This is a genomic window from Xanthomonas sp. DAR 80977 (assembly GCF_041240605.1).
GTDB lineage: Bacteria > Pseudomonadota > Gammaproteobacteria > Xanthomonadales > Xanthomonadaceae > Xanthomonas_A > Xanthomonas_A bundabergensis.
This window is the reverse complement of record NZ_CP162487.1, coordinates 4,626,642-4,651,397: the sequence shown is the minus strand read 5'-3', so window position 1 is coordinate 4,651,397 and position 24,756 is coordinate 4,626,642. Positions and strand designations below refer to the sequence as shown.

Annotated in this window: 27 protein-coding genes; 16 read left to right on the top strand and 11 right to left on the bottom strand. The window is 69.8% G+C overall.

Translation table 11 applies throughout. The features are described from left to right. Positions 1 to 84: 84 nt before the first annotated feature. Positions 85 to 1,032 (top strand): ABC transporter ATP-binding protein, encoded by a 948-nt coding sequence (locus tag AB3X10_RS19785; protein ID WP_369977109.1) that lies wholly within the window; start codon positions 85 to 87, stop codon positions 1,030 to 1,032. After that, positions 1,029 to 1,790 carry an ABC transporter permease gene (locus tag AB3X10_RS19780; RefSeq protein ID WP_369977108.1) on the top strand — a complete coding sequence of 254 codons (762 nt, stop codon included), beginning with the start codon at positions 1,029 to 1,031 and terminating at the stop codon, positions 1,788 to 1,790. Before AB3X10_RS19785 ends, AB3X10_RS19780 begins: the two co-directional genes overlap by 4 nt. A 359-nt stretch (positions 1,791 to 2,149) precedes the next feature. Here AB3X10_RS19780 and AB3X10_RS19775 read toward each other — a convergent pair whose 3' ends face one another. Continuing rightward, positions 2,150 to 2,392 carry a DUF3297 family protein gene (locus tag AB3X10_RS19775; RefSeq protein WP_185814098.1) on the bottom strand — a complete coding sequence of 81 codons (243 nt, stop codon included), beginning with the start codon at positions 2,390 to 2,392 and terminating at the stop codon, positions 2,150 to 2,152. 146 nt (positions 2,393 to 2,538) lie between these two features. On the opposite strand from AB3X10_RS19775, the gene AB3X10_RS19770 reads away from it, so the two are divergent. Next, positions 2,539 to 3,084 (top strand): DUF6630 family protein, encoded by a 546-nt coding sequence (locus AB3X10_RS19770; RefSeq protein WP_145705078.1) that lies wholly within the window; start codon positions 2,539 to 2,541, stop codon positions 3,082 to 3,084. 387 nt (positions 3,085 to 3,471) lie between these two features. Here the strand turns inward: AB3X10_RS19770 and AB3X10_RS19765 are convergent, their stop codons facing one another. Together AB3X10_RS19765 and AB3X10_RS19760 are read right to left on the bottom strand one after the other, a co-directional pair. Then, the gene (locus AB3X10_RS19765; protein ID WP_145705080.1) at positions 3,472 to 3,756 is read right to left on the bottom strand and encodes a DUF4031 domain-containing protein; all 285 of its coding nucleotides are present in this window, start codon (positions 3,754 to 3,756) and stop codon (positions 3,472 to 3,474) included. A 9-nt stretch (positions 3,757 to 3,765) separates the two neighbouring features. Further along, positions 3,766 to 4,296, bottom strand: a complete 531-nt coding sequence (locus AB3X10_RS19760; RefSeq protein ID WP_369977107.1) for a hypothetical protein — start codon at positions 4,294 to 4,296, stop codon at positions 3,766 to 3,768. A gap of 300 nt (positions 4,297 to 4,596) precedes the next feature. On the opposite strand from AB3X10_RS19760, the gene AB3X10_RS19755 reads away from it, so the two are divergent. Further along, a complete protein-coding gene (locus tag AB3X10_RS19755; RefSeq protein ID WP_369977106.1) occupies positions 4,597 to 5,568 on the top strand; it encodes a hypothetical protein in 972 nt (323 codons plus the stop codon). Positions 5,569 to 5,726: 158 nt separating this feature from the next. On the opposite strand, the gene motB is transcribed toward AB3X10_RS19755, so the two are convergent. The 3 genes from motB to msrB all read right to left on the bottom strand — a co-directional run bounded on the left by motB (position 5,727) and on the right by msrB (position 8,657). Beyond that, positions 5,727 to 6,947: a flagellar motor protein MotB gene (motB, locus tag AB3X10_RS19750; RefSeq protein ID WP_369977105.1), complete on the bottom strand. Its 1,221-nt coding sequence runs from the start codon at positions 6,945 to 6,947 to the stop codon at positions 5,727 to 5,729. Between the two features lie 10 nt (positions 6,948 to 6,957). Next, a complete protein-coding gene (gene motA, locus AB3X10_RS19745) occupies positions 6,958 to 7,812 on the bottom strand; it encodes a flagellar motor stator protein MotA (RefSeq protein WP_369977104.1) in 855 nt (284 codons plus the stop codon). Between the two features lie 380 nt (positions 7,813 to 8,192). After that, positions 8,193 to 8,657 (bottom strand): peptide-methionine (R)-S-oxide reductase MsrB, encoded by a 465-nt coding sequence (gene msrB / locus AB3X10_RS19740; RefSeq protein WP_369977103.1) that lies wholly within the window; start codon positions 8,655 to 8,657, stop codon positions 8,193 to 8,195. Positions 8,658 to 8,795: 138 nt separating this feature from the next. Between msrB and AB3X10_RS19735 the strand changes: the two genes are divergently transcribed. Then, entirely contained in the window at positions 8,796 to 9,179 is a 384-nt protein-coding gene (locus AB3X10_RS19735; RefSeq protein WP_369977102.1) for a hypothetical protein, read from the top strand. A 130-nt stretch (positions 9,180 to 9,309) separates the two neighbouring features. After that, on the top strand, positions 9,310 to 9,687 hold the full coding sequence (locus AB3X10_RS19730; RefSeq protein ID WP_179568823.1) for a host attachment protein: 378 nt from the start codon (positions 9,310 to 9,312) through the stop codon (positions 9,685 to 9,687). A 267-nt stretch (positions 9,688 to 9,954) separates the two neighbouring features. Here AB3X10_RS19730 and AB3X10_RS19725 read toward each other — a convergent pair whose 3' ends face one another. Beyond that, positions 9,955 to 10,434 (bottom strand): AsnC family transcriptional regulator, encoded by a 480-nt coding sequence (locus AB3X10_RS19725; protein ID WP_145705095.1) that lies wholly within the window; start codon positions 10,432 to 10,434, stop codon positions 9,955 to 9,957. A gap of 148 nt (positions 10,435 to 10,582) precedes the next feature. On the opposite strand from AB3X10_RS19725, the gene AB3X10_RS19720 reads away from it, so the two are divergent. Together AB3X10_RS19720 and alr are read left to right on the top strand one after the other, a co-directional pair. Continuing rightward, positions 10,583 to 11,890 (top strand): D-amino acid dehydrogenase, encoded by a 1,308-nt coding sequence (locus AB3X10_RS19720; RefSeq protein WP_369977101.1) that lies wholly within the window; start codon positions 10,583 to 10,585, stop codon positions 11,888 to 11,890. Next, positions 11,869 to 12,942: an alanine racemase gene (gene alr / locus AB3X10_RS19715; protein ID WP_369977100.1), complete on the top strand. Its 1,074-nt coding sequence runs from the start codon at positions 11,869 to 11,871 to the stop codon at positions 12,940 to 12,942. The genes AB3X10_RS19720 and alr overlap by 22 nt, the downstream gene beginning before the upstream one ends. Before the next feature lie 789 nt (positions 12,943 to 13,731). Here alr and AB3X10_RS19710 read toward each other — a convergent pair. Then, the gene (locus AB3X10_RS19710; RefSeq protein WP_369977099.1) at positions 13,732 to 14,301 is read right to left on the bottom strand and encodes a DUF3016 domain-containing protein; all 570 of its coding nucleotides are present in this window, start codon (positions 14,299 to 14,301) and stop codon (positions 13,732 to 13,734) included. Positions 14,302 to 14,497: 196 nt separating this feature from the next. Here AB3X10_RS19710 and AB3X10_RS19705 point away from each other — a divergent pair, with 196 nt between their 5' ends. The 5 genes from AB3X10_RS19705 to AB3X10_RS19685 all read left to right on the top strand — a co-directional run bounded on the left by AB3X10_RS19705 (position 14,498) and on the right by AB3X10_RS19685 (position 19,232). After that, on the top strand, positions 14,498 to 14,968 hold the full coding sequence (locus tag AB3X10_RS19705) for a hypothetical protein (RefSeq protein ID WP_369977098.1): 471 nt from the start codon (positions 14,498 to 14,500) through the stop codon (positions 14,966 to 14,968). A gap of 32 nt (positions 14,969 to 15,000) precedes the next feature. Then, a complete protein-coding gene (locus AB3X10_RS19700) occupies positions 15,001 to 15,258 on the top strand; it encodes a hypothetical protein (RefSeq protein ID WP_369977097.1) in 258 nt (85 codons plus the stop codon). Between the two features lie 171 nt (positions 15,259 to 15,429). Then, positions 15,430 to 17,433, top strand: coding sequence for an ATP-binding protein (locus tag AB3X10_RS19695; RefSeq protein ID WP_369977096.1), 2,004 nt, complete (start codon positions 15,430 to 15,432; stop codon positions 17,431 to 17,433). Between the two features lie 66 nt (positions 17,434 to 17,499). After that, positions 17,500 to 17,790: a DUF3247 family protein gene (locus tag AB3X10_RS19690; protein ID WP_369977095.1), complete on the top strand. Its 291-nt coding sequence runs from the start codon at positions 17,500 to 17,502 to the stop codon at positions 17,788 to 17,790. 107 nt (positions 17,791 to 17,897) lie between these two features. Beyond that, complete coding sequence (locus tag AB3X10_RS19685; protein WP_369977094.1) at positions 17,898 to 19,232, top strand: sorbosone dehydrogenase family protein; 1,335 nt, start codon at positions 17,898 to 17,900, stop codon at positions 19,230 to 19,232. Positions 19,233 to 19,521: 289 nt separating this feature from the next. Here the strand turns inward: AB3X10_RS19685 and AB3X10_RS19680 are convergent, their stop codons facing one another. Next, entirely contained in the window at positions 19,522 to 19,785 is a 264-nt protein-coding gene (locus AB3X10_RS19680) for a hypothetical protein (RefSeq protein ID WP_145705108.1), read from the bottom strand. A gap of 143 nt (positions 19,786 to 19,928) precedes the next feature. On the opposite strand from AB3X10_RS19680, the gene AB3X10_RS19675 reads away from it, so the two are divergent. After that, positions 19,929 to 21,002, top strand: coding sequence for a class I SAM-dependent methyltransferase (locus AB3X10_RS19675; protein ID WP_369977093.1), 1,074 nt, complete (start codon positions 19,929 to 19,931; stop codon positions 21,000 to 21,002). Next, complete coding sequence (locus AB3X10_RS19670; protein WP_369977092.1) at positions 20,999 to 21,715, top strand: pseudouridine synthase; 717 nt, start codon at positions 20,999 to 21,001, stop codon at positions 21,713 to 21,715. The genes AB3X10_RS19675 and AB3X10_RS19670 overlap by 4 nt, the downstream gene beginning before the upstream one ends. Positions 21,716 to 21,805: 90 nt before the next feature. Here the strand turns inward: AB3X10_RS19670 and AB3X10_RS19665 are convergent, their stop codons facing one another. Next, complete coding sequence (locus AB3X10_RS19665) at positions 21,806 to 22,372, bottom strand: DUF1415 domain-containing protein (RefSeq protein ID WP_369977091.1); 567 nt, start codon at positions 22,370 to 22,372, stop codon at positions 21,806 to 21,808. Positions 22,373 to 22,476: 104 nt separating this feature from the next. Further along, positions 22,477 to 23,406, bottom strand: coding sequence for a LysR family transcriptional regulator (locus AB3X10_RS19660; protein ID WP_369977090.1), 930 nt, complete (start codon positions 23,404 to 23,406; stop codon positions 22,477 to 22,479). A gap of 163 nt (positions 23,407 to 23,569) precedes the next feature. Here AB3X10_RS19660 and AB3X10_RS19655 point away from each other — a divergent pair, with 163 nt between their 5' ends. Next, on the top strand, positions 23,570 to 24,754 hold the full coding sequence (locus AB3X10_RS19655) for a muconate/chloromuconate family cycloisomerase (protein WP_369977089.1): 1,185 nt from the start codon (positions 23,570 to 23,572) through the stop codon (positions 24,752 to 24,754). Positions 24,755 to 24,756: the final 2 nt, after the last annotated feature.

The following is a 24,756-nucleotide window of genomic DNA, read 5'->3' as shown; positions in this document are numbered from 1 at the left end:
TCCGCCGAACGCGGTTTATCCGAGCGTAGCGGACCTCTACCCTGTCGGCGTTCGCAGCGCCCGACCGCTGCGCAAGGAGTTCGTGTGTCCCCGATCATTTCCATCCAGCAGCTCACCAAGACCTACGCCGGCGGCTTCCAGGCGCTGAAGGGCATCGACCTAGACATCCAGCGCGGCGAGATCTTCGCCCTGCTCGGTCCCAACGGCGCCGGCAAGACCACGCTGATCAGCGTGGTCTGCGGCCTGGTCAATCCCAGCGGCGGGCGGGTGCTGGCCGACGGCCACGACATCGTGCGCGACTACCGCGCCGCGCGCGCCAGGATCGGGCTGGTGCCGCAGGAACTGGCCACCGACGCGTTCGAGACGGTGTGGGCGACGGTGCGCTTCAGCCGCGGCCTGTTCGGCAAGCCGAAGAACCCGGCCTACCTGGAGCAGGTGCTGCGCGAACTGTCGCTGTGGGACAAGCGCGACAGCAGGATCTCCACCCTGTCCGGCGGCATGAAGCGGCGCGTGCTGATCGCCAAGGCGCTGGCGCACGAGCCGAGCATCCTGTTCCTGGACGAACCCACCGCCGGCGTGGACGTGGAGCTGCGCCACGACATGTGGCAGATGGTGCGGCGCCTGCGCGAGCAGGGCACCACCATCATCCTGACCACGCACTACATCGAGGAAGCCGAGGACATGGCCGACCGGGTCGGGGTGATCAACCGCGGCGAACTGGTGCTGGTGGAGGACAAGCGCACGCTGATGCGCAAGCTCGGCAAGAAGCAGCTGGCGCTGACCCTGCAGGCGCCGCTGCCGGCGCTGCCCGCGGCGCTGGCGGCGCAGCCGCTGGAACTGTCCGCCGACGGCGCCGTGCTGACCTACACCTACGACGTGCAGGCCGAACAGACCGGCATCGGCAGCCTGCTGCGGCAACTGGAAGAACAGGGCGTGGAGATCAAGGACCTGCATTCCAGCGAAAGCTCGCTGGAGGAGATCTTCGTCAACCTGGTGCGCCCGGCCGCCGCCGGCGCGGAGGCGCGCGCATGAACCTGCATGCGATCGCCGCGATCTACCGCTTCGAGATGGCGCGCACCTTCCGCACCCTGACCCAGTCGATCGCCTCGCCGGTGCTGTCGACCTCGCTGTACTTCGTGGTGTTCGGCGCGGCGATCGGCTCGCGCATGGGCGACATCGACGGGATCCGCTACGGCGCCTACATCATCCCCGGGCTGGTGATGCTGTCGCTGCTCAACGAGAGCGTGTCCAACGCCTCGTTCGGCATCTACATGCCGCGCTGGGCCGGCACCATCTACGAGGTGCTGTCGGCGCCGGTGGCGTGGTGGGAGGTGGTGATCGGCTATGTCGGCGCGGCGGCGAGCAAGTCGGTGCTGCTGGGCCTGCTGATCCTGCTCACCGCGCGCGCGTTCGTGCCGTACGAGATCGCGCATCCGCTGTGGATGTTCGGCTTCCTGGTGCTGACCGCGCTGACCTTCAGCCTGTTCGGCTTCATCATCGGCATCTGGGCCGACGGCTTCGAGAAGCTGCAGGTGATCCCGCTGATGGTGGTGACCCCGCTGACCTTCCTCGGCGGCAGCTTCTACTCGATCGGCATGCTGCCGCCGCTGTGGCAGAAGATCAGCTGGTTCAACCCGGTGGTGTACCTGGTCAGCGGCTTCCGCTGGGCGTTCTTCGGCAAGGCCGACGTGCACATCGCGGTCAGCGCGAGCATGACCGGGGTGTTCCTGGCGCTGTGCCTGCTCGTGGTCTGGGCGATCTTCCGCAGCGGTTACCGGCTCAAGTCCTGAGCCGGCGCCGATCGCGCGTTGCCGCTGCGACGCTTGTGCACGGGCAGCCGCCGCCGCGATCCGGCGCGGTGGAGAGGCAACGTGACGACGGATCTGGTCACTGCCGGGGCCGAAGCCCCACGTGATGCTGCACCAGCAAGCCAGCTGCAGCCCTGTGTAGGAGCGGCTTCGGCCGCGACAGAATAGGTCGGTGACTACGTCCCCGGCCTGCTGCGCAGGCGGACGCGATGCGCCCACCCGACCGCATCCAGACGAGCCGCGGCACACGATAGGGGGTCAGACCATGACCACCATCAGCGCATCGATCGCCAACGCGGACAGCTGCCATCGCACGACGCCGCGCGTCCGCGCCTGTGCGGTCAGTTGGTCTCGAGGTAGTACGCCTCGACGGCGCCCTTGATCTTCATCGTCATCGGATTGCCGCGGCGGTCGCGGGCCTTGCCGACCTGCACGCGGATCCAGCCTTCGCTGACCGAATACTCCTCCACGTTGTCGCGCTCCACGCCGTTGAAGCGGATGCCGACCCCGCGCGCGAGCGCCTCGGCGTCGTGGAACGGGCTCTGCGGGCTGATCGCCAGGTGATCGGGAGGGGTATCGCTCATCGTGGTGGGTTCGCTTGGCGGCGGACAGCGCCGTCTTCCGGGGGGCGAAGGATAAACGCCCGCGGCGCCGTTGCCGAATTTCGCCGCGCTTCCGTCGCCGCGCCGGGCGCGTCACACTGCGCATCCCGCAGCACCGATCCGCCGCCATGCCCGACAACAGCGCCGACTACGACGATCCCGACGACCTCAGCGGCGACGCGGACGACGACGATCCCGACACCCAGCAGGGCCTTATCTGGAACCTGCTGCTGCTGATCAATCCCGGCGACGAAGAGACCGCGCTGCGCCAGTTCAACGCCTACCGCGAGGCCGCGGGCGAGGCCGACAGCGACGGCGACGGCTGGCTGTGGACGCTGAAGGACGCCATCGACTGGAGTTCCGGCTTCTACGTGGACGGCCGCGACGCCGAAGCGCTGGTCGGCGCCATCGACGAACTGGCCGCGCGCTGGAACCTGCGCATCGACTGGGGCGGCGACCTCGACGACGAGGACTTCCTCGGCGCCCACGACACCGCCTCGCTGCTGGCGGTGGCCTACGACCGCCTGCGCGAGTACGGCTACAGCATCTGGTGCTGGGACACCGGCGGCGACGACCGCGCCGGCTGGATGGCGCTCAGCCGCGACGACGAGGACATGCAGCGGCTGGCGGCGATCCTGGGCATCGACCTGCGCCCGGGCAGCGATCCGTTCTAGGCGCACGCCGCGGATGCCCGCGACAGGGACCGCTTCAGCCGCGCCAACGCAACCGGAAACCACGCCGGTGCCGGCCGCCTGTCGGGGCTGAAGCCCCTCCCACAGTGCCCCCGGCCAACGTCCCGCAAGCACCCTGTAGGAGCGGCTTCAGCCGCGACGAACGGAGTCGGAAACCGTGCCAGTGCCGGCCGCCTGTCGGGGCTGAAGCCCCTCCCGCAGCGCACCAGCAGGGCATCCGAAGCCTCCTGTGGGAGCGACTTCAGTCGCGACGAACCGAGTCGGAATCCACCACGCCTTCGATGCGGCGTCGAGGCCGCTGCCCATGCCGCCCGCAAGCCGCTTCCGCGGCGGTGAGGTGGCGCGCCTGGCGGCGTTCCTCGCGCCGATTCAGTCGGCCTCGCCACGCGCCTGCGCGCGCGCCTGGCGGATCAGCGCCTTCATCAGTGCGCGATCGGTGTGGCGCGACACCGGCACCGCGCCCAGGCGGATCGCTTCGTCGCGCAAGGCGGCGGGCACGTCGTAGTGCGCGCCGCTGAGCTTGTTCTGGAAGGCGCGGCGGGGAATGCCCAGCCGCGCCGCCATCGCATGCAGTTCGTCCAGCGTATCGGCGAGCAGGTGGCCCCAGCGCTGGCCGCGCCAGGGATGCACCGCGTCGTCGATGTAGACCGCCATCGCGCCCGGTCAGGCCGGCTTGTGCGTGCCGTCGGCGTCCGCATCCGCGTCGGCCGCAGGCGTTGCCGCGGTCGCTTCGCTTGCGTCCGTGCTCGCATCCGCATCGGTCTCGGCGCCATCTGCAGCGTCGTCGCCGTCGGCATCATCGGCGGTCGCGTCGCCCTCGGCGAACTCGGCGACCAGCGCGTCCAGATACTCGGCCGCGGTCTTGCCTTCGTCGGCGGCCAGGTCGTCGATCATCTGCTGCAGCTGGGTCGAGTAGTCCAGGGTGATGGTGTTGCCTTCCTGTTCCTGCACGTTGGCCAGGTGCTTGAGCATCGCCAGCATCGGCACCGGATTGTCGGCGTTGCCCATGGTCTGGCCGCCGACCGACAGCAGCCATTCGGTGCCCTGCAGGCCGATCGCGGCCAGCACGCGGCCGCTCTCGTCCTGCAGCACGGCGTGGTTGGCGATGGGCTGTTCGCGGCCCAACCGGGCGAAGCCGCGCTTGGGTTGCTGCTTCTTGCGCTTGTCGCGCTTGGCTTTGGATTGCTTGGACACGTTCGTCTCGTTCGCGGATTGGCCGCCATTGTAAGCGGGGCGGGCGGGCATGACCTTCGGCATGCTTGACTACATTTGTAGTCATGGATAGCTTGACTACAGCTGTAGCTATCCAGCTTCGCCGGCGACGCAGGCTGCAAGCGCCGCGGTTTTGCAGCCGCGGCAGCGGGTTGCGCCTCGCGGCGGGGCCGGCGGCCTGCGTCGCGCCAGCGCATGGTCCATGGCGCCGGCCGAGCGACTGGTCGCTGCCGTGGAAGCCACTGCCTCGCTCATCCCACCCTGCTCACGAGGAGACGCATCATGCTGCATTCGAACTTCACGCTCTGGCGCCACGGCGCCGCACTGCTGGTCCTGGCCGGTACCGCCGTTGCTGCGATCCCGTGCGGACGGGCGAGCACGCAGGATGCCACGGTCGGCTTCGCCGAACTGACAGAACCGGCAGAACCGGCAGAACCGTTGGAACCGGCAGAACTGGCAGAACTGGCAGAACTGGCAGAACTGGCAGAACTGGCCGAGCTGGCCGAGTTGGCGCCGCCGGTGCCGCCAGCAGCGCCGGCACTGACCGCTTTGCCGCCCGCACCGCCGGCACCGCCGGCAGCCCCCAAGCCGCCCCGGCACGTCGCCGGCACGCATCGCCTGGTGACCAGTTCCAACATCACCCTCCTGTCCGACGATCAGCGCAATGCGTCGGTGCTGTTCGAGAAGGGCGACACCAACATGTACGGCAGCAGCGACGACCTGCGCGAGGCGCGCCGCGCGCGCCGCGGCGAGGAGACGCTGTGGTGGATCCGCAAGGACGGCAAGCGTTACGTCGTGCGCGATGCGGCCACGATCCAGCAGCTGAAGGCGGCCTATGCGCCGGTCGAGGCGCTGGGGCGGCAACAGGGCGAACTCGGCGAGCGACAGGGGCAACTGGGTCAACGCCAGGGCGAACTCGGCCAGCAGCAGGGCGCCATCGCGCAGCGCCAGGCGGGCCTGGCCGTGGAGGAAGCCAGGGCCGCCAGCGCGCAGGCGCGGCGTGCCGCCAGCGGCGGCCAGGCCGCGTCCGGGCCTGCGCCACGCACCGACGCGGCGTACGCGGACCTCGCGCAGCAGATGCAGGCCCTGGCGAAGCGCCAGTCGGCGTTGGCCGAACAGCAGGAGGGCTTCGCCAGGCAACAGGCCGCGCTGGCGCAACGCCAGCAGGTCGCCAACGCGGCGCTGCAGCGCGACATCGAACGCATCGTCCAGCAGGCGATCGCGCGCGGCGTGGCGCAACCGCTGCCGCAGTGAACGCTGCGGCGCCAACGCGGAATGCGTGGGCCGCGGCAGCGCTTTTCCGCAGCCGGATGCAACCTGTAGGAGCGGCTTCAGCCGCGACCGGGTGTTACCGGGACGGCCCGGTCGCGGTTGAAGCCGCTCCTTCAGGCCGGGCAAGCTGCCGAAGAGTGTCAGCGCTGCGCCGGACTCTCGGCCGCGGCCGTCACCGTTGCCGCAGACGGTGCAGCGCCGCCGCGCGGCTTGCCGCCGGTGACGCTGTTGACCGCGCGGATCGCTTCGCGGGCGGCGTCGGCCGCAGCTTCTGGGGAAGTGGTGCGCGGCGGCGCGATCGTCACCGTCGCCGGCTTGGCCGCGCTTGCCGCCGGCGCGGCGGCATTCGCTGCCGGCTTCGCGGCGCCCGCGGGCGCCGGCACCGGCACCGGCGGCGCCGCGGTCGCGGCCGCGCTCAGGTCCGGCGCCTTGGTGTCGGCGTCGGCCTGCGGCTTGCCCAGCGCCACGGCATGATCGCTGCCGGCCAGCGCCGCATCCTCGGCGTCCTTGGTCATCACCACGATGCTGATGCGGCGGTTGATCGGATTGTCCGGGTTCTGCTTGTCGAAAAGCACCGACGAGGACAGGCCGACCACGCGCGAGACCTTGTCCTCGCCCATGCCGCCGACCACCAGCTCGCGCCGCGCCGCATTGGCGCGGTCCGCACTCAGTTCCCAGTTGCTGTAGCCGTTCTTGCCGCTGTACTGGGTGACGTCGGTGTGGCCGGTGATGCTGATGTGGTTGGGCACTTCGTTGATGAAGCCGGACAGCTCGTGCAGGATGTCGCGCGTGTAGGGCTTGAGCACCGCGCTGCCGATGTCGAACATCGGCCGGTTCTCCTTGTCCACGATCTGGATGCGCAGGCCGTCGGGAGTCAGGTCCAGCAGCAACTGGTCCTTGAACGGCTCCAGCGCCTGGCTCTTGTCGATCGCTTCCTTCAGGTCCTGCATCAGCGTTTCCAGGCGCTCCTTCTCCTTCTCTTTCTCCTTCTCGCGCTCGGCGGCCTTGCCCTGCACGTCGCCCTTCAGGCTCTTGCTGCCGAACGGATCCTTGTTGTCGCCGCGCTGCATGTCGGCCGAGCCGCCGAGCTTGATCATCGAGGTGCTGGCGCCGCCGGGACCGGCCATGCCGGGACTCGGCGCCGGGCTCTTGCCTTCCAGCGGGCTGGGATTGCGGAAATATTCGGAGATCGCCGCGCGCTGTTCCTTGGTGGTCGCGGCGACCAGCCACAGCACCAGGAAGAACGCCATCATCGCGGTCACGAAGTCGGCATAGGCCACCTTCCAGGCGCCGCCATGGTGGCCGCCGCCCTGGACTTTCTTGACCCGCCGGATGACGACGGTGGCTTTGGTTTCGGGCATAGCGGCGGCGCTACTTGATCGTCTTCAGGTGCGTCTCGAAGTCCGAGAAGCTCGGCCGCACGTCGCTCGGCAAGGTCTTGCGCGCGAACTCCAGCGCGATCTTCGGGTTGTAGCCGCGCAGGCAGGCCAGCAGCGCGGTCTTCACCGATTCGAAGATGCGGCTGTCCTGCTCGGCGCGCGCTTCCATCGCCGCCGACATCGGCCCGACGAAGCCGTAGGCCATCAGGATGCCGAGGAAGGTGCCGACCAGCGCGGCGCCGACGTGGTGGCCGATCTCCTCGATCGGGCCGCCGATCGCGCCCATGGTGATGACGATGCCCAGCACCGCGGCGACGATGCCGAACCCCGGCAGGCCGTCGGAGACCTTGCTCAGCGCATGCGCCGGCGCCATCGCCTCGTGGTGGTGCTTTTCCAGTTCCAGTTCGAGCAGAGGTTCCAGCTCGTGCGGCTCGATGTTGCTGCCGATCATCAGGCGCAGGCAGTCGGTGATGAAATCGAGCAGGTGGTGGTCGGCCAGCACCTTCGGGTAGTTGCCGAAGATCGCGCTCTCGGCCGGCTTCTCCACATGGTCTTCCAGCGCCATGAAGCCGTCGCGCCGCGCCTTGTTCAGCAGTTCGTAGATCAGGGTCAGCGTGGACCGGTAATCGTCGGACTTGTACTTCGGCCCCTTGAACACGCCGATGGTGTCGGTGAGGGTCGCCTTGACGATCTTGCCCGGGGTGCTGACCAGGAACGCGCCCAGCGCCGCGCCGCCGATGATCATCAGCTCATAGGGCTGCCACAGCGCGCCGAGCTTGCCGTGCGACAGCACATAGCCACCGACCACGCTGAGGATGACGACGATGAAGCCAACGATGATGAGCATGGCGGAAGCAGCCTGCGGAACCGTGAACAGGGATACTTCCATTTCGGCCCGACGGCGGCTTTCTGAAGGCGGCGCTGCCGCCGCGTCCGCGTGAAGACGCAGGTGAAGACATTGCTGAAGGCGTTGCCGAAACGCGGCGACTTCGACGTACGCCGGCGTGTGGGCGGGGCTGCATTGGCGGCCACGCTGCCGCGTTGGCGCGCGTCAGAGCCACTTCGGCAAGGTCAACTCGGCCGATTCACCGGCCGCGCCACGCGCTTGCGCGCCGCGTCCGAATCGGCTGCGCCGCGGCGCGTCACCGCACTGCCGCGGCAAACGTCGCGCGGCGGCCGCATGCAGGCCCGCGCTGGCCGATGCCGCGGCCAGCGCAATGCCGCCGCTCAGGCAGGTTCGGCGTCGCCGCCGCCGCGCTGCAACGGATTGGGCAGCGCCTGGCCCTGCTCGGTGAACTGCAGCGACACCGAGTTCAGGCAGTGCCGCTCGCCGCTGGGCGGCGGGCCGTCCGGGAACACATGACCGAGGTGGCTGTCGCAGCGCGCGCAGACGATCTCGGTGCGGATCATGCCGTGGCTGGTATCGCGGATCTCGCGCACGTGGGCCGGGTGATAGGGCGCGAAGAAGCTGGGCCAGCCGGTGCCCGAATCGAACTTGGCGCTGGAACGGAACAGCGGCAGGCCGCACAGCCGGCAGGTGTAGACGCCCTCCAGCTTGTTGTCCAGGAACACGCCGCAGAACGGCGCTTCGGTGCCGTGCTGCAGCAACACCCGGCGCTCCTCGGCGTCGAGTCCGGCGATCAGGCGCTCGCGTTCGGCGGGCGTGGGAGGCGTGAGGTCGAATCGGCTCATGGCGGGGGCCTGCGGCGCGGAAGGATGCGGACAAGATGAGGGCGGCGCCGCGGCGATCAAGCCGGGTGCAGGCGGCATCGACGTGGCGGTCCGGTTGCGCTAGCGTGGGTGCGTCGATCACGGAACTACGGAGCGGTTGTGCCTTCTTCCCTCATTCGCGTGGCCGCCATCGCGGCGCTGGCGACGGCGCAGAGCCTCGATTCGGCGCCGTCCTCGCCGACCGCCACCCGGCAATCGACCACGCTGCAGTCGGCGCCGGCCGCCAGGACCGCGCCGGTGTCGTCCAGCCTGGACGACCGCCCGCAGGCCTCGCCATCGTCTGTGCGCAAGCCGGCCAAGGCCAAGCCGTCGCCCGCCAATGCCGCCGCCGCCGCCGATCGGCGGCCGGTCAAGCTGTACGACCGCAGCGGCCGTCTCATTCCCGGCGCCGTGCAGGTCGGCCCCAACCGGGTGCTGGACACGCGCAGCGGCCGCTACCACAGCACCGTGCCCAGCGGCGACGGCCAGCGCATCGACGACTAGCGCCAATGCCCGCGGCCGCGGCGTGAAAGCGCGGCAACGCGCCGTGGTCGCGATCCTCACGAACCGCTTCCTAGACTGCTCCGACGCAGGCGCTTTCGCCGCCTGCGCCGTACCTACGCTAGGAGAACCGATGAGCAAGCTTCCCGACAACACCCTGGTGGTCGTCGCCGATCGCGTCAGCGCACGCCTGTTCCGCACCAATCTGGCCGGCCAGACCTCGCTGCTGGAGCAGACCGAAGTGCTGACCCCCACGCCCATCGAAGGCGTCGAGGACGGCGACCGGCCGATGACCATGGACGAGGCCGGCTTCGTCCGCCAGCTGGCCGAGCGCCTGTACCAGAGCGCGCTGCGCAGCGACTTCGAGCACCTGGTGCTGGTCGCCGACCCGCAGACGCTGGGCCAGCTGCGGCCGCTGCTGCACAAGGAGGTCCAGAAGCGGGTGGTGTCGGAACTGGCCAAGAACCACGCGCACACCTCGCGCGACGAGCTGGAAAAGCTGCTGGCGTAAGCGTGTCCGATGCGCAGGGCGCTGCGCATTGCGCCCACTCCGTCTCCCCTCGACAGGCTTGTCCTGCTCCTGTCGGGATCAGGCGTTTCCTTCTCCCATCGGGACCATGGCCCCTTTTTCGGGGGAAGGTGCGCCGACGGGGCGGATAAGGGTATGGGCGCCGCCTCGTGTACCTAAACTCCGCGAGCCGCTTCGCGCCGTACCCTCACCCCAACTCCTTTCTCCCACGGGACTTGCTTCGGTCGCCGGCGGGAGAGGGGCTTGCGCTCAGTCGGCGATCGGCAGGCTCAGCGTCTCCTTCACTTCCTCCATCACGATGTAGCTCTTGGATTCGCGCACGTGCGGCAGGGTCAGCAGGGTGCTGCCGAGCAGCTTGCGGTACGAGGCCATCTCGCTGATCCGCGCCTTGATCAGGTAGTCGAAGTCGCCCGAGACCAGGTGGCACTCCAGCACGTTGGGCAGCTTCAGCGCCGCACGCCGGAATTCCTCGAAGATGTCGCCGGACTTGTAGGCCAGGCTGATCTCCACGAACACCAGCAGGCTGGCCTTGAGGTAATGCGGGTCCAGCCGCGCGTAGTAGCCGGTGATGGCGCCGTCGCGTTCCAGCCGGCGCACCCGCTCGGTGCACGGCGTGGTCGACAGGCCGACCCGCTCGCCCAGTTCGGTGAAGGAGATGCGCCCTTCCTGCTGCAGGATGCGCAGGATCTTGCGGTCGATCTTGTCCAGTTCGCGGGCGCGTGCGGCCATGGCGCGGGTCTCGGCAGGCTGGGGCAGGGCATTGGCCTGCCGATGAGTCGAAAATCAGGGGAAAATCCTGGGTTGCGCTTCATATACTGCCCCTAAACCCATCCCTGGCGCCATCCAGCCAGGGATTTGATCCGACAGAGGTAAGCGCATGCGGGTTCTGGTTCTCGGCAGCGGTGTGATCGGCACGGCCACGGCGTGGTACCTGGCGCGCAGCGGCTGCGAAGTGACGGTGGTCGATCGCCAGCCCGCGGCCGGGCTGGAGACCAGCTATGCCAACGCCGGGCAGGTGTCGCCGGGCTACGCCTCGCCATGGGCGGCGCCGGGCGTGCCGCTGAAAGCGCTGAAGTGGCTGTTCCAGCGCCATGCGCCGCTGGCCATCACCCCGACCGCCGACATCCGCCAGTACCTGTGGCTGGCGCAGATGCTGCGCAACTGCACCGCCGAGCGCTACGCGATCAACAAGGCGCGCATGGTGCGGCTGTCCGAGTACAGCCGCGACTGCCTGGACCAGCTGCGCGCCGACACCGGCATCGAATACGAAGGGCGCCAGCTCGGCACCACCCAGCTGTTCCGCACCCAGGCGCAACTGGACGGCGCGGCCAAGGACATCGAGGTGCTGCGCGAGTACGGCGTGCCCTACGAACTGCTCGACCGCGCCGGCATCGCCCGCATCGAGCCGGCGCTGGCCAGCGCCCCGGCCACCCTGGTCGGCGCGCTGCGCCTGCCCAACGACCAGACCGGCGACTGCCGCCTGTTCACCCAGCGCCTGGCCGCGCTGGCCGCCGCGGCCGGCGTGCAGTTCCGCTACGGCGAGACGATCGACGGGCTGCACGCCGACGGCGACCGCATCGACGGCGTGCGCATCGGCGGCCGGATCGAGCGCGCCGACCGCTACGTGGTCGCGCTGGGGAGTTATTCTCCGCAGCTGCTTGCGCCGCTGGGCATCCGCCTGCCGGTGTATCCGTTGAAGGGCTATTCGCTGACGTTGCCGATCCGCGACGCGGCGCTGGCCCCGATGTCCACGATCCTCGATGAAACCTACAAAGTGGCGATCACCCGCTTCGACCAGCGCATCCGCGTCGGCGGCATGGCCGAACTGGCCGGCTTCGACCTGTCGCTGCCGGCCCGGCGCCGCGCCACCCTGGAAAACGTAGTGAACGACCTGTACCCGCGCGGCGGCGATCTGGCCCGCGCCGAATTCTGGACCGGGCTGCGCCCGGCCACCCCCGACGGCACCCCGGTGGTGGGCGCCACCGGCTACCGCAACCTGTTCCTCAACACCGGCCACGGCACCCTGGGCTGGACCATGGCCTGCGGCTCCGGCCGCTACCTGGCCGACCTGATTGCCTCGCGCCAGCCGCAGATCAGCGGCGAGGGCCTGGACATCTTCCGTTATTCGCGCCGCGCCCCGGCGCCCGTCGCCGAGGCAAGTTCGTGCGCCCAGCCCGTGCATTGATCGATCTGCACGCGCTGCGCCACAACTACCGCCTGGCCCGGCAACTGGGCGGCGGCAAGGCGCTGGCGGTGGTCAAGGCCGATGCCTACGGGCACGGCGCGGTGGCCTGCGCGCGCGCGCTGGAAGCGGAGGCCGACGGCTTCGCGGTGGCCTGCATCGAGGAGGCGCTGGAACTGCGCCAGGCTGGCATCGCCGCGCCGATCCTGCTGCTGGAAGGCTTCTTCGACGCCGACGAGCTGCCGCTGATCGCCGCGCACGGCCTGTGGTGCGCGGTGGCCTCGCCGTGGCAGGTGGAGGCGATCGCCGCCTACGCCGCGCCGCAGCCGCTGTGCCTGTGGCTGAAACTGGACAGCGGCATGCACCGTCTGGGCCTGGCGCCGGACGAGTTCCGCGCCGCGCACGCGCGCCTGAGCGCGCTGCCGCAGGTCGAGCGGCTGGTGCTGATGAGCCATTTCGCGCGCGCCGACGAGCTGGACAGTGCGCGCACCCTGGAGCAAGCCGAGGTGTTCCGCCAGGCCACCGCCGGCCTGGCCGGGGAGACCAGCCTGTGCAATTCGCCGGGGCTGCTGGGCTGGCCGCAGCTGCATAGCGATTGGAGCCGTCCCGGGCTGATGCTGTATGGGGCCGACCCGTTCGCCGCCGGCGCCGAGCTGCCTGGCGAGTTGCGCCCGGTGATGACCTTGCAGTCCAAGGTCATCGCGGTGCGCGAGCTGGCCGCCGGCGAGCCGGTCGGCTACGGCGCGCGCTTCGTCGCGCCGCGGCCGACCCGGGTCGGCGTGGTGGCGATCGGCTATGCCGACGGCTATCCGCAGTTCGCGCCGAACGGCACGCCGGTGCTGATCGACGGCGCCCCCGGCGTGCTGATCGGGCGGGTGTCGATGGACATGCTGACCGTGGACCTGACCGAGCACCCGCAGGCCGGGCTCGGCAGCGAGGTGCAGCTGTGGGGCGCGCAGCCGCGCATCGACACCCTGGCCGCGCGCTGCAGCTCCAGCGCCTACCGCCTGCTGTGCGGACTCAAGCGCGCGCCGCGCCAGTACCTGGGTGGCTGAGCGCCGCGCGTTCGCAGGGACGCGGCGGGTGCCTCGACCGGCGGCCGCGACCGTCGACCTGAAGCGAGCGGCGCACGGCCATCGCGCGCCGAGCGAAGCGCTGGCCTCGCGGAGCCTGGCTGCAGTCGGGACTGAAGTCCCTCCCACACAGGTGCGCATCGCGTCCAAACGCTTCGCGTCCAGAACCCTCCGCTCCTCGTAGGAGCGGCTTCAGCCGCGACGAGAGAAGCCGCGATGCTTGATGCTTTCGGACGGGGTCGGGGCCGAAGCCCCTCCTGCAGGCCCCAGCCAACCAACCGCAAGCCCTGTAGGAGCGGCTTCAGCCGCGACGAGCGAAGCCGCGATGCCTGATGCTTTCGGACAGGGTCGGAGCCGAAGCCCCTCCTGCAGGCCCCAGCCAACCAACTGCAAGTCCTGTAGGAGCGGCTTCAGCCGCGACGAGCGAAGCCGCGATGCCTGCCGCTTCGGGCGGGATCGGTGCCGAAGCTCGTCCTACAGGGCCCCAGCCAACTCGCCGCAAGTCACTGTGGGAGCGACTTCAGCCGCGACGAGCGAAGCCGCGATGCCAGCCGCTTCGGGCAGGATCGGCGCCGAAGCTCGTCCTACAGGGCCCCAGCCAGTTCGCCGCAAGTCACTGTGGGAGCGACTTCAGTCGCGACGAGCGAAGCCGCGATGCATGCGCAGCGAAAGACTCGCCGCGGCAGGCGACCGCCGCGATGCCTTGCCATGGCCGCCGGGCGTCGCCCGCACAGGACATGGCAATGCCGCCAGCCAGTGCGATCCGCCGGCTCAGCGCTCGGCCACCGCCGCCTGGTCGCGGAATTGGCGGCGCAGCCAGTCGTCGAGCATGCGCTTCTCGTAGCGCAGCGGGTCGTTGCTCAGGCCGATCGAGCTGTTGAGCAGGTAGCTGGTGTCGAGCAGCTTGCGCTCGCCCTGCTCCAGCACCTGGCCGTCGGCGCCGTACAGGGTGAAGTTCAAGCTGATGCGCGGCGGGTAGATGTCGCGCATCACCCGCACGTCGTTCCACTGCGGGCCGTGCCAGGACTCGTAGTCGCCGGCGCGCTTGATGTCGGTCAGCTCCACCTCCAGCCGCTGGCCGGGCGCCAACTGCTTGCCGGCGCGCTGCTGCAGGTAGTCGGCCAGCTGCCGCACCCAGTCGCCACGCTGCGCTTCCCAGCGGTTGCGGCTGTAGCGCAGTTCGCTGAAGGCGGCCGGATCGGTCCAGCGCACCTGCACCGGGCTGTCGCCCTCGGTGCTGCGCGCGGCCTGCGGATCGGTGACGTTGCGGATCTCGGCGGAGGCGCCGCCCGCCACCAGGCAGGCCAGGGCCAGCGCCATCCAGGCATATCGGATCTTCATGGCGGATCTCCACGGAAACGGCCCCGCCAGTGTGTGCCTGCGCGCGCGCCGCCGCAATCGCGCCGTGGCCGCCCGCGGCCGCCGTTCGCCGCCGGTTCATGGGCGCGGCCAGGTGACATGCGGTTCACGCCGCGTCGCCGTGCGCTTCACGGCGCCGGCGCGACCATGGCCGCCACAAACGTGATTCGGGGATCGCATGAAGATGCCGCTGTTCCACCAGGCCCACGCCGCGTCCGACGTGCGCCTGCAGTTCATCGACTGGGCCAAGCGGCATGGGCACAGCCCGGCGAGCGGCGCGGCCAGTTTCGTCGACCAGCAGGCGGACCTGGACGCGGCGGCGCGCCACCTGCGCCTGACCCCGGGCGAGGACGTGCGCCAGGAACTGCGCCGCTACCTGGCCTCGCTGGGCGAGCAGCAGGACGTGGCGGTGCAGTTCCCGCCGATCTATGCCTTCCGCAATCCGCAGGGGCAGCCCTTCCGCTATTCGCTGACCCTGGTGCTGGCCGAGAGCGGGGTCGAGTGGAAGGCGCGGGTCTGGACCGGCCTGGAGTACCTGGGCCTGATCGTCGGCCGCGGCGCCGGTCCGCGCGCCAACTACACGCGCCTGGCGCGGATGGCGGTGGAGCACGAGCTGACCAGCGACAGCCCGCGTTTCACGCTGGGCTAGAAACAACGGATAGAGATAGAGGGAGACCGCGCATGTCCTATGCAATCGCGCCCGAAGAGGTCGCCGCCCCCGCCGCACCCGAGCAGTGCCGGCAGCAATGCCGCCAACTGGGCGTGGTGCGGGTGCAGCAGATGCTGGGGCAGTCGCCGCCGTCGCCATGGCGGCAGGAGGCCGAACGCTGGCTGGAAGAGCAGGCGCTGCGCAGCGCGCAGCTGACCCAATGGGGCGTCCTGGCCGGCATCGCGCTGTCGCTGCTGGGGATCGTGCTGGTCGTCGCCTTCCTCTGGTGAGCGGCTGCGTTCGCGGCGCCGAACGGTCGGCGCGGCTTGACGGCAGCGGAGCGGATTAACAAGATGCAGGGTCGATCGCGCCGTTTCTGGTCCTGAGCATCCGTCATCACGCCGTGGGCGCAGAGCGCGTCGTCGCTTCCGCCGCTGGCCGTCTCCAGAGCAAACTCCCTCATGCATGTCAGTACCGAATCTTCCTCCTCGTCGCTCGCGCAGGCGTCTGACCTGCACTACCGCGAGATCTTCGACAAGATCGATTCCGGGTTCTGCGTGGTGCAGGTGCTGTTCGACGATACCCGGCGCGCGGTCGACTACGTCTTCCTGGAGGTCAATCCGGCGTTCGAGCGCGAGACCGGCCTGCGCGACGTGATCGGCCGGCGCATGCGCGACCTGTCGCCGATCCACGAGGAGCACTGGTTCCGCGTGTACGGCGAGGTGGCGCTGAGCGGGCGCTCGGCCAAGTTCGAGAACTTCGCGGCCGGGTTCGGCCGCTGGTGGGCGGTGGACGCGTTCCGCGTCGGCGCGCCGGAGCGGCACCTGGTCGCGGTGCAGTTCCTCGACATCACCGAACGCAAGCGGGTGGAGCGCGACCTGGCCGAGAGCGAGGCGCGCTTCAGCGCGCTCGCCGAAGGCCTGCCGATGCCGGTGTGGGTGCTGGACGCCACCGGCCAGCTGCGTTTCACCAATACCGCCTATGCCGAATTCTTCGGCATCGACCTGCAGGCCGACGACGCGCGGCCGGGTTGGGGCGACGTGCTGCACCCGGAGGACGCCGGCGTGTTCGCGTTCGAACTGCGCAGCGCGCTGGAAGAGCAACGCAACCTGCGCGCGCTGGTCCGCGCGCGCCGCCACGACGGCGAATGGCGCTGGGTCGAGATGACCGCGGTGCCGCGCTATTCGGCCGAGGGCGAGTTCATCGGCCTGGCCGGCAGCAGCCCGGACGTAACCGAGCGCCGCGACATCGAACTGGCCCGCGAGCAGCTGCTCGAATCCGAGCGCAGCGCGCGCAACGCCGCCGAGAGCATGGCGCGGCTGAAGGACGAGTTCCTGGCCACGCTGTCGCACGAACTGCGCACGCCGCTGACCACCATCCTGGGCTGGAGCGACCTGCTGCTGCAGCGGCTGCCGCCGGGCGATCCGAGCACCAAGGGCCTGTCGGTGATCGCCAGCAGCGCGCGCGCGCAGCAGCGGCTGATCTCGGACATGCTCGACCTGAGCAGCATGCTGCTGGGCAAGGTGCAGTTGGAAGTGGAGGCGCTGGACCTGACCGAGCAGGTGCGCGAAGCGCTGCGCGCGCAGGAGCCTGTGGCCGAGGGCAAGGACCAGGCGCTGACCCTGCGCGAGCCGGCGCAGCCGTGCCTGGTGCTGGGCGATGCCACGCGCCTGCAGCAGGTGTTCTGGAACCTGTTGTCCAATGCGATCAAGTTCACCCCGGCGCATGGCCGCATCGAGCTGGCGATCGACCTGGATGCCGACGGCGAACACGTCACGGTGGCGGTGCGCGACTCCGGCGACGGCATTCCGCCGGAATTCCTGCCGCACCTGTTCGGCCGCTTCCGCCAGGCCGACGGCACCACCACGCGCCTGCACGGCGGCCTCGGCCTGGGCCTGGCGATCGTGCAGCAGCTGGTGGAGATGCATGGCGGCCAGGTCAGCGCGGCCAGCGACGGCCGCGGCTGCGGTTCGGTGTTCAGCGTGCGCCTGCCGCTGCACCGCGCCACGCCGGGCAAGCGGCCGCTGCGCGAGGTGCGCGCCTTCGCGATGGCCGAGCAGGTGGTGGAGGCGTATGCGCTGAAGGGCATGCGCCTGCTGGCGGTGGAAGACCAGCCGGACATGCTCGAATACCTGCGGCGGCTGCTCGAGGAGCAGGGCGCAGAGGTGGTCACCGCCAGTTCGGCCAGCGAGGCGCTGGCGGTGCTCGACGAGGGCGGCCACAGCGGCATCGACGTGATGGTCACCGACATCGGCATGCCGGGCATGGACGGCTACGGCCTGATCCGCACGATCCGCGAGAACATGGGCCTGCAGGCGGCCGAATTGCCGGCGGTGGCGGTGACCGCGCTGGCCCGCGCCGACGATCGCCAGCGCGCGCTGCAGTCCGGTTTCCAGGAACATCTGGCCAAGCCGTACAGCGTGGCGCAACTGGTGTCCGCGGTGCGTTTCGCGCGCCAGGAATAGCGGGATTTTCCCGGTTTTTCACGCCGTTGCCGCTAGCGTGCGCAGATTCCCCCGCAGGAGACGCGCATGACCAAGTACGCCGACGTGGTGCATACCGATCCCGACGCCATCGCCGCGCTGCAGGCGTGGCTGCCGCAGTTGCCGGAACTGGCGCAGGTGCTGGTGCGGCTGGACGACGGCAGCCAGGTCAGCGGCACCGTCTCGATCCGGCCGACCTTGCAGACCTTTCGCGACCGCGAGGAGCGCGAGGGCATCAACGGCGTGGTGCGGCTGGACGATCTGCTGCATCCCGAGCAGCAGCACTACGTGTGGCTGGACCGGATCCGCGAGGTCCAGCCGCTGGTACCGACCTCGTGACCGCCGCGTGCCTGCGCATCGCGGCATTTGACATCTATTTCACGTTTGCCGAGCGCGCGCTGTGCATCATCGGTGGTCCTGTCGACACCATGGAGAGCTGAGCAGCGATGATGCGACTTCCCCCATCCCCGGCCCGTTGGGCACTGTGTCTCCTGTCCGTCGCCGCGCTGAGTGGCTGTGGCGATACCGCCAAGCACTCCATCGAGGACGGGATGGGGCCCGATCCGGTGCTGCCCGATCCGGTCAAGCGGATGATTCCCACGGTCAAGGTCGCCGAGGTCAAGCGCTGGGCCGAAGGCGCCGCGCCGGTGCCGGCCGCCGGCCTGGCGGTGCAGGCCTTCGCCCGCGACCTGGACCATCCGCGCTGGCTGTACGTGCTGCCCAACGGCGACGTGCTGGTGGCCGAGACCGCGGCGCCGCCGGCGCCGGAAAAGGAGAGCAGCGGCCTGCGCGACAAGATCCAGGACGCGATGATGGCCAAGGCCGGTTCGACCGTGCCCAGCGCCAACCGCATCACCTTGCTGCGCGACGCCGACGGCGACGGCGTGGCCGAAGTGCGCACGCAATTCCTCTCCGGCCTGTATTCGCCGTTCGGCATGGCCCTGGTCGGCGACCGCCTGTACGTCGCCAATGCCGACGCGCTGGTCAGCTTCCCTTACAAGGACGGCGACACCCATGTCAGCGCGCCGCCCAGCTTCGTCGCCAACCTGCCCGGCGGCATCAACCATCACTGGACCAAGAGCCTGGTGGCCAGCCGCGACGGCAAGAAGCTCTATGTCGGCGTGGGCTCCAACAGCAACGTCGCCGAGAACGGCATGGACGCCGAACTCAACCGCGCCGCGATCCTGGAAGTGGACGCGCAAAGCGGCGCCACCCGGGTGTTCGCCAGCGGCCTGCGCAACCCGGTGGGCCTGGCCTGGCAACCGGGCGCCGACACGCTGTGGGTGGTGGTCAACGAGCGCGACGAGATCGGCAGCGATCTGGTGCCCGATTACCTGACCTCGGTGCGCGAAGGCGGTTTCTACGGCTGGCCGTACAGCTATTACGGCCAGCACGTGGACGAACGCGTGCAGCCGCAGAACGCGGAGATGGTGGCCAGCGCGATCAAGCCGGACTATGCGCTGGGCGCGCATACCGCGTCGCTGGGTCTGAGCTTCTACGAAGGCGCGCTGCTGCCGCAGGCGTACCGCGGCGGTGCCTTCATCGGCCAGCACGGTTCCTGGAACCGCAATCCGCCGTCCGGCTACAAGGTGATCTACGTGCCCTTCGCCAATGGCAAGCCCAGCGGCAAGGCGCAGGACGTGCTGACCGGCTTCCTCGATGCCGAAGGCAAGGCCCAGGGCCGCCCGGTCGGCGTGGCAGTGGACAAGCCCGGTGCGTTGCTGGTGGCCGACGACGTCGGCAACGTGATCTGGCGGGTGACGCCGAAGGCAGGGTCGTAGCCGGAAGCGGCCGGGGATGCTGCGCTGCGCCCGGCGCTTTCATCGCACGCAATGCATGAACGCAATGCGTAATGCATGTAAATGCATGTAGGAGCGACTTCAGTCGCGACGGGCTTTATCGGTAACGCCCGTCGCGACTGAAGTCGCTCCTACAGAAGGTCGCTCCTACAGAAGGTCGCTCCTACAGAAGTTTGTAGTTGCAGAAGTTTGCAGTTGGATCGAAGACGCAGCTCGGTAGCTGGAGAACTGCGGCGATCGATCCGCAGCCTCCGCTTCGCTCAATGTTCGCTCAATGCTCCACCGGCGCCGGCTCCACGCCGAAGCGGCGCGCATAGCCGCGCTCGCTGACCACGCGCTCCACCTCGGTGTCGCCGAGTTCGGGGGCGGCATATACCGCATAGACCACGCTGCCGTCGTCGCGTGCGCCGCGCTGGTGCAGGCGGTAGCGCGGGCGTCCGGTGCCGGTGTTTTCCGGGTAGTGCAGCGGCGGTTGGCTGCCTTCCAGGTCCACTTCGCTGTTGTCGACGACGCCACCGATGAACACTGCGCGCATATGCCTCTCCATCCGTTCGGGGTGACTTGCAGCCTAGGCGCGGCGATGTTGCCATTGCATCAATGATGCGTTCACTTGGCGCAAAACCGGGCAGGCGCCGGGCTGCCGGTAGAATGCGCGTTCCCTGTCCGAACCCGATCCCGATGCCGGCTCTGCAAGACGCTCCCCTCGACACCCTGTTCCTGCCGTTCGCCCAGGGCGCGCTGCGCTGGCCGGCCGGCAAGGTGCTGTTCCTGCGCGCGCGCGACGGCTGGGCGCTGCGCCAGCACGCGCAGCCGGCGCAACTGGTCTGCGAGCAGGGCTACCGCCCGTTCGCGACCGCCCTGCAGCAGGGCGGCTGGCAGGTCCGCGCCGAGGATGCCGCCGACCACGACGATGCCGGCGGCTATGCGCTGGTGCTGGTGCTGCCGCCGCGGCAGCGCGACGAGGCGCGGGCGCTGCTGGCGCGCGCGGTGGCGCTGGCCGCGCCGGGCGGCATCGTGGTCGCCTGCCAGTCCAACAACGAGGGCGCCCGCTCCGGCGAGGACGACCTGCAGCAACTGGCCGGCCTGGGCGGCAAGCTGACCAAGCACCATTGCCGCGTGTACTGGACCGCGCCGCTGCACGGCGGCCACGACGCCGCGCTGCAGCAGCGCTGGGCGAAGCTGGACGCGCCGCGGCCGATCCTGGACGGGCGCTTCCGCAGCCGTCCCGGCGTGTTCGCCTGGGACCGCATCGATCCGGCCTCGGCGCTGCTGGCCGAGCACCTGCCGGCCGACCTGGCCGGTCGCGGCGCCGACCTGGGCGCCGGCTACGGCTATCTGTCGGCGGAATTGCTGGCGCGTTGCCCGAAGATCGCCGCGCTGGACCTGTTCGAGGCCGATGCGCGCGCGCTGGCGCTGGCCCGGGCGAACCTGACGCAGGCGCCGGCCGCGGTGGAGCTCGGCTACCACTGGCACGACGTGACTACCGGGCTGCCGGCGCAGTACGACTTCATCGTCAGCAATCCGCCATTCCACGCGCCCGGGCGCATGGAGCGCCCGGACATCGGCCGCCGCTTCATCGCCGTGGCCGCGCAGGCGCTCAAGCCCGGCGGCAAGCTGTATCTGGTCGCCAACCGGCACCTGCCCTACGAGGCGGTGCTCGATGCCAGCTTCGGCGAGACCTCGGTGATCGCCACCCGCGACGGCTTCAAGCTGATCCTGGCGGTCCGCGCGCGCGCCACGGTGCGCCGGTGAAGCTGGTCAAGCACCTGGCCAACCTGGGCTACGGCAGCCGCAAGCAGGTCGCGCTGATGTTCCGCGAAGGCCGCATCACCGATGCCGACGGCGAGGTGCTGTACGCCGACGACCAGGTCGCGCATGCGGCGATCCGGGTCGACGGCGAGGCGCTGGACCCGGCGCCGGGGCTGATCCTGGCGCTGCACAAGCCGATCGGCTACACCTGCTCGACCAAGGACCCGGGACGCATCGTCTACGACCTGCTGCCGCCGCGATTTCGCCTGCGTTCGCCGCTGCTGTCCACGGTCGGGCGCTTGGATCGCGACACCAGCGGCCTGCTGCTGATGACCGACGACGGCGCGCTGCTGCACCGCATCGTCTCGCCGAAATCGCAGCTGGCCAAGGTCTACGAAGCGACCCTGGCCGAGGACCTGCGCGGCGACGAGGCGGCGCAGTTCGCCAGCGGCACGTTGCTGCTGGACGGCGAGACCACGCCGCTGCTGCCGGTGCAATTGGAAGTGCTGGGTCCGCGCCAGGCGCGCGTCACCCTGTACGAAGGCCGCTACCACCAGGCGCGGCGCATGTTCGCCGCGGTCGGCAACCACGTGGTCGCGCTGCACCGCAGCCGCATCGGCGGCTTCGCGCTGGAGGAGGCGCTGCCCGCCGGGAAATGGCGCGCGCTGGACGCGGCGGATCTGGCGGAGGTGTTTGGGGCCGGGAGTGGGGATTAGGGATTAGGGATTCGGGATTCGCAAGAGCGGTGGCTGTGCGCTGCCGCTTACGCTGTTACCAATCCCGAATCCCGAATCCCGAATCACGAATCACGAATCCCGGCTCTCGAACAAGCGCTTCCAGCCATCCAGTCCCAGCTTCTCCAAGGTCTGCAGATTGCGCTCCACGATCACGTCCGCGTCCGGGAACGCGGCCACCGCGCGTTCGACGCTGTCCTCGCGCAGCAGGTGAAGGGTGGGGAAGGGCGCGCGGTTGGTGTAGTTGCCGATGTCGTCCGGCGCGGTGCCGGCGAACTGGTAGTGCGGATGGAAGCTGGCCACCTGCAGGACGCCGTGCAGGTCCAGCGCGTCCACCGCCGCGTCGGCGTTGTCCAGGAAATCGTTGTAGTCGAGAAAATCCTCCAGCACCTGCGGATGCACGATCAACGTGGTGTCGATCTGCTCGGCCGGGGTGTCGCGCAGCAACAGCAGTTCCTCGCTCAACTCTTCCAGCAAGGCCTCGGGCGTGGTCGCGTCGCTGAGCACGTAGCGGATCTGCTGCTTGACGTGCACCGCCTTGGCGAACGGGCACAGGTTCAGGCCGATCACCGCGCGTTCCAGCCATTGCCGGGTCAATGCGATCGGGTCGGGGGCGGCAGCGGAAATCGTGGAGTCCATGGCGTCGGCTTGGGCGAGGGGGCGGCGCGTACCGGCGCGGGCCGGCGGACGCGGGGCGCAAGTGTATGCCGGATGCGCCGCGGCGGCTCGGTGGGGATGGCGCGTCAGGGCGCGTGCCAGCGGTTGTAGGAGATGTCCAGCCACGGCGGATGTTCGGCGTACATGTCGCGGATCAGCTGCTTGGTCAGTTCCACCAGGCCGGAATCGTCGTTGCGGCGATAGCTCATGATGATCGGCGAGGTCGCGTGTTCGTCGTCGATCAGCCGGTAGCGCAGGTCGTTGCGCATGAACCGCGCCGATGCCGGAATCAGGCAGATGCCGCTCTCGGCGGCGACCAGGCCCAGCGCGGTCTGCAGTTCGCGCACTTCCTGCAGTTCGCTGGGGTGCACGCCGTGGTCCTGCAGCAGCGACAGCACCTGGTCGGCGAAGCTGGGGCGCGGATGGTTGGGATACAGCAGCAGGCGTTGCCCGGCCAGCGCGGCCGGCGGCAGCGGCGTGTCCTGCGCGGCCAGCGGGTGCGCGATCGGGATCGCGGCCACCAGGCGTTCCTCGCGCAGCACCAGGCGCTCGACATGCTGGTCGCTGCTGCGCACGCGGCCGAAGCCCAGGTCGATGCGGCCTTCCTTCAGCGCTTCCACCTGCTGGCTGGACATCAGCTCGACCAGGCGCACCTCCAGGTCAGGACGCACCTGGCGCAGGCGCCGCACCACCGTGGGCAGGCCGCCGTACAGGGTGGAGGCGACGAAGCCGATCGAGGCCACGCGGCGCTCGCTGCGGCCGATCCGGCGCGCGGCCTCGGTCATCTGCTCGACCCGCCCGAGTACCTGCAGCGCTTCCTCGTAGAACAGGCGCCCGGCATCGGTCAGCCGCAGCGGCCGGCTGCGCCGCACCAGCAGCGGCACGCCCAGTTGCTGCTCGATCTGCTGGATCTGCCGGCTCAGCGGCGGCTGCGCCATGTGCAGGGTTTCCGCGGCGCGGGTGAAGTTGCGCTCGCGGGCGACGGCGACGAAATAGCGCAGTTGGCGCAGGTCCATGGAGGCGGTCGCCAGGAGGAAAGTGAATATGCCGTTCAGGGCATGCTGTGCTGCAGCATCCGAATGAAACCGGCATTTGCGGGCCTACTATAGCCTGAAGGTATGGAAGGGTGACGCATTCAGTCTTGGACGGCGCGGCCGCCGCGGGCCAAGAATCGGCGCCATGCACGCCACCCACGCCACGCTCCCGTCCACCGCGCCGCGCATCGAACGCGTCGAAACGCTGCTGCTCGACCTGCCCACGATCCGCCCGCACCGCCTGTCGGTGGCGACGATGCGCGGGCAGACCCTGATGCTGGTGCGCGTGCACTGCAGCGACGGCATCGTCGGGCTGGGCGAGGGCACCACCATCGCCGGGCTGGCCTATGGCGCGGAGAGCCCGGAAGGCATGCAGCTGGCGATCGACCGCTACATCGCGCCGGTACTCGTCGGCGCCGGCGCGAGCGCGGTGCAGGCGCTGATGCAACGCGTCGGCGGCCTGGTCAAGGGCAACCATTTCGCCAAGTGCGCGATCGAGACCGCGCTGCTGGACGCGCACGGCAAGCGCGTCGGGCTGCCGGTGTCCGAACTGCTGGGCGGGCGCCTGCGCGAGCGCCTGCCGGTGGCGTGGACGCTGGCCTCCGGCGACACCGCGCGCGACATCGCCGAGGCCGAGCGCATGCTCGCCGCGCGCAGGCACAACGTGTTCAAGCTGAAGATCGGCACGCGCACGGTCGCCGAGGACGTGGCGCATGTGGCCGCGATCAAGCGCGCGCTGGGCGCGCGCGCGGCGGTGCGCGTGGACGTCAACATGGCCTGGAGCGAGGCCGAGGCGGTGCGCGCCTTGCCGGCGCTGGCCGACGCCGGCTGCGAACTGGCCGAGCAGCCGGTGGCGTCGCTGGCGGCGATGAAACGGCTGATGCGCCGCTTTCCGATCGCGTTGATGGCCGACGAGATGCTGAGCGGTCCGGACAGCGCCTTCGAGGCGGCGCGGCGCGGCGCCGCCGACGTGTTCGCGGTGAAGATCGAGCAATCCGGCGGCCTGTTCGCCGCGCAGAAGGTCGCCGCGATCGCCGACGCCGCCGGGATCGGGCTGTACGGCGGGACGATGCTGGAAGGGGCGATCGGCAGCATCGCCTCGGCCCACGCCTTCGCCACCTTCGCCAACCTGCAGTGGGGCACCGAACTGTTCGGTCCCTTGCTGCTGACCGAGGACATCCTCGCCGAGCCGCTGCGCTACGAGGATTTCCACCTGCAGCTGCCGCGCGGGCCGGGCCTGGGCATCGCCCTGGACGAGGCGCGGGTGGACGCGTTCCGCCGCGATCGCCGCCGCGTCATGGTGCCGGCCGCCGCCGGCATGGAGGAATGAGC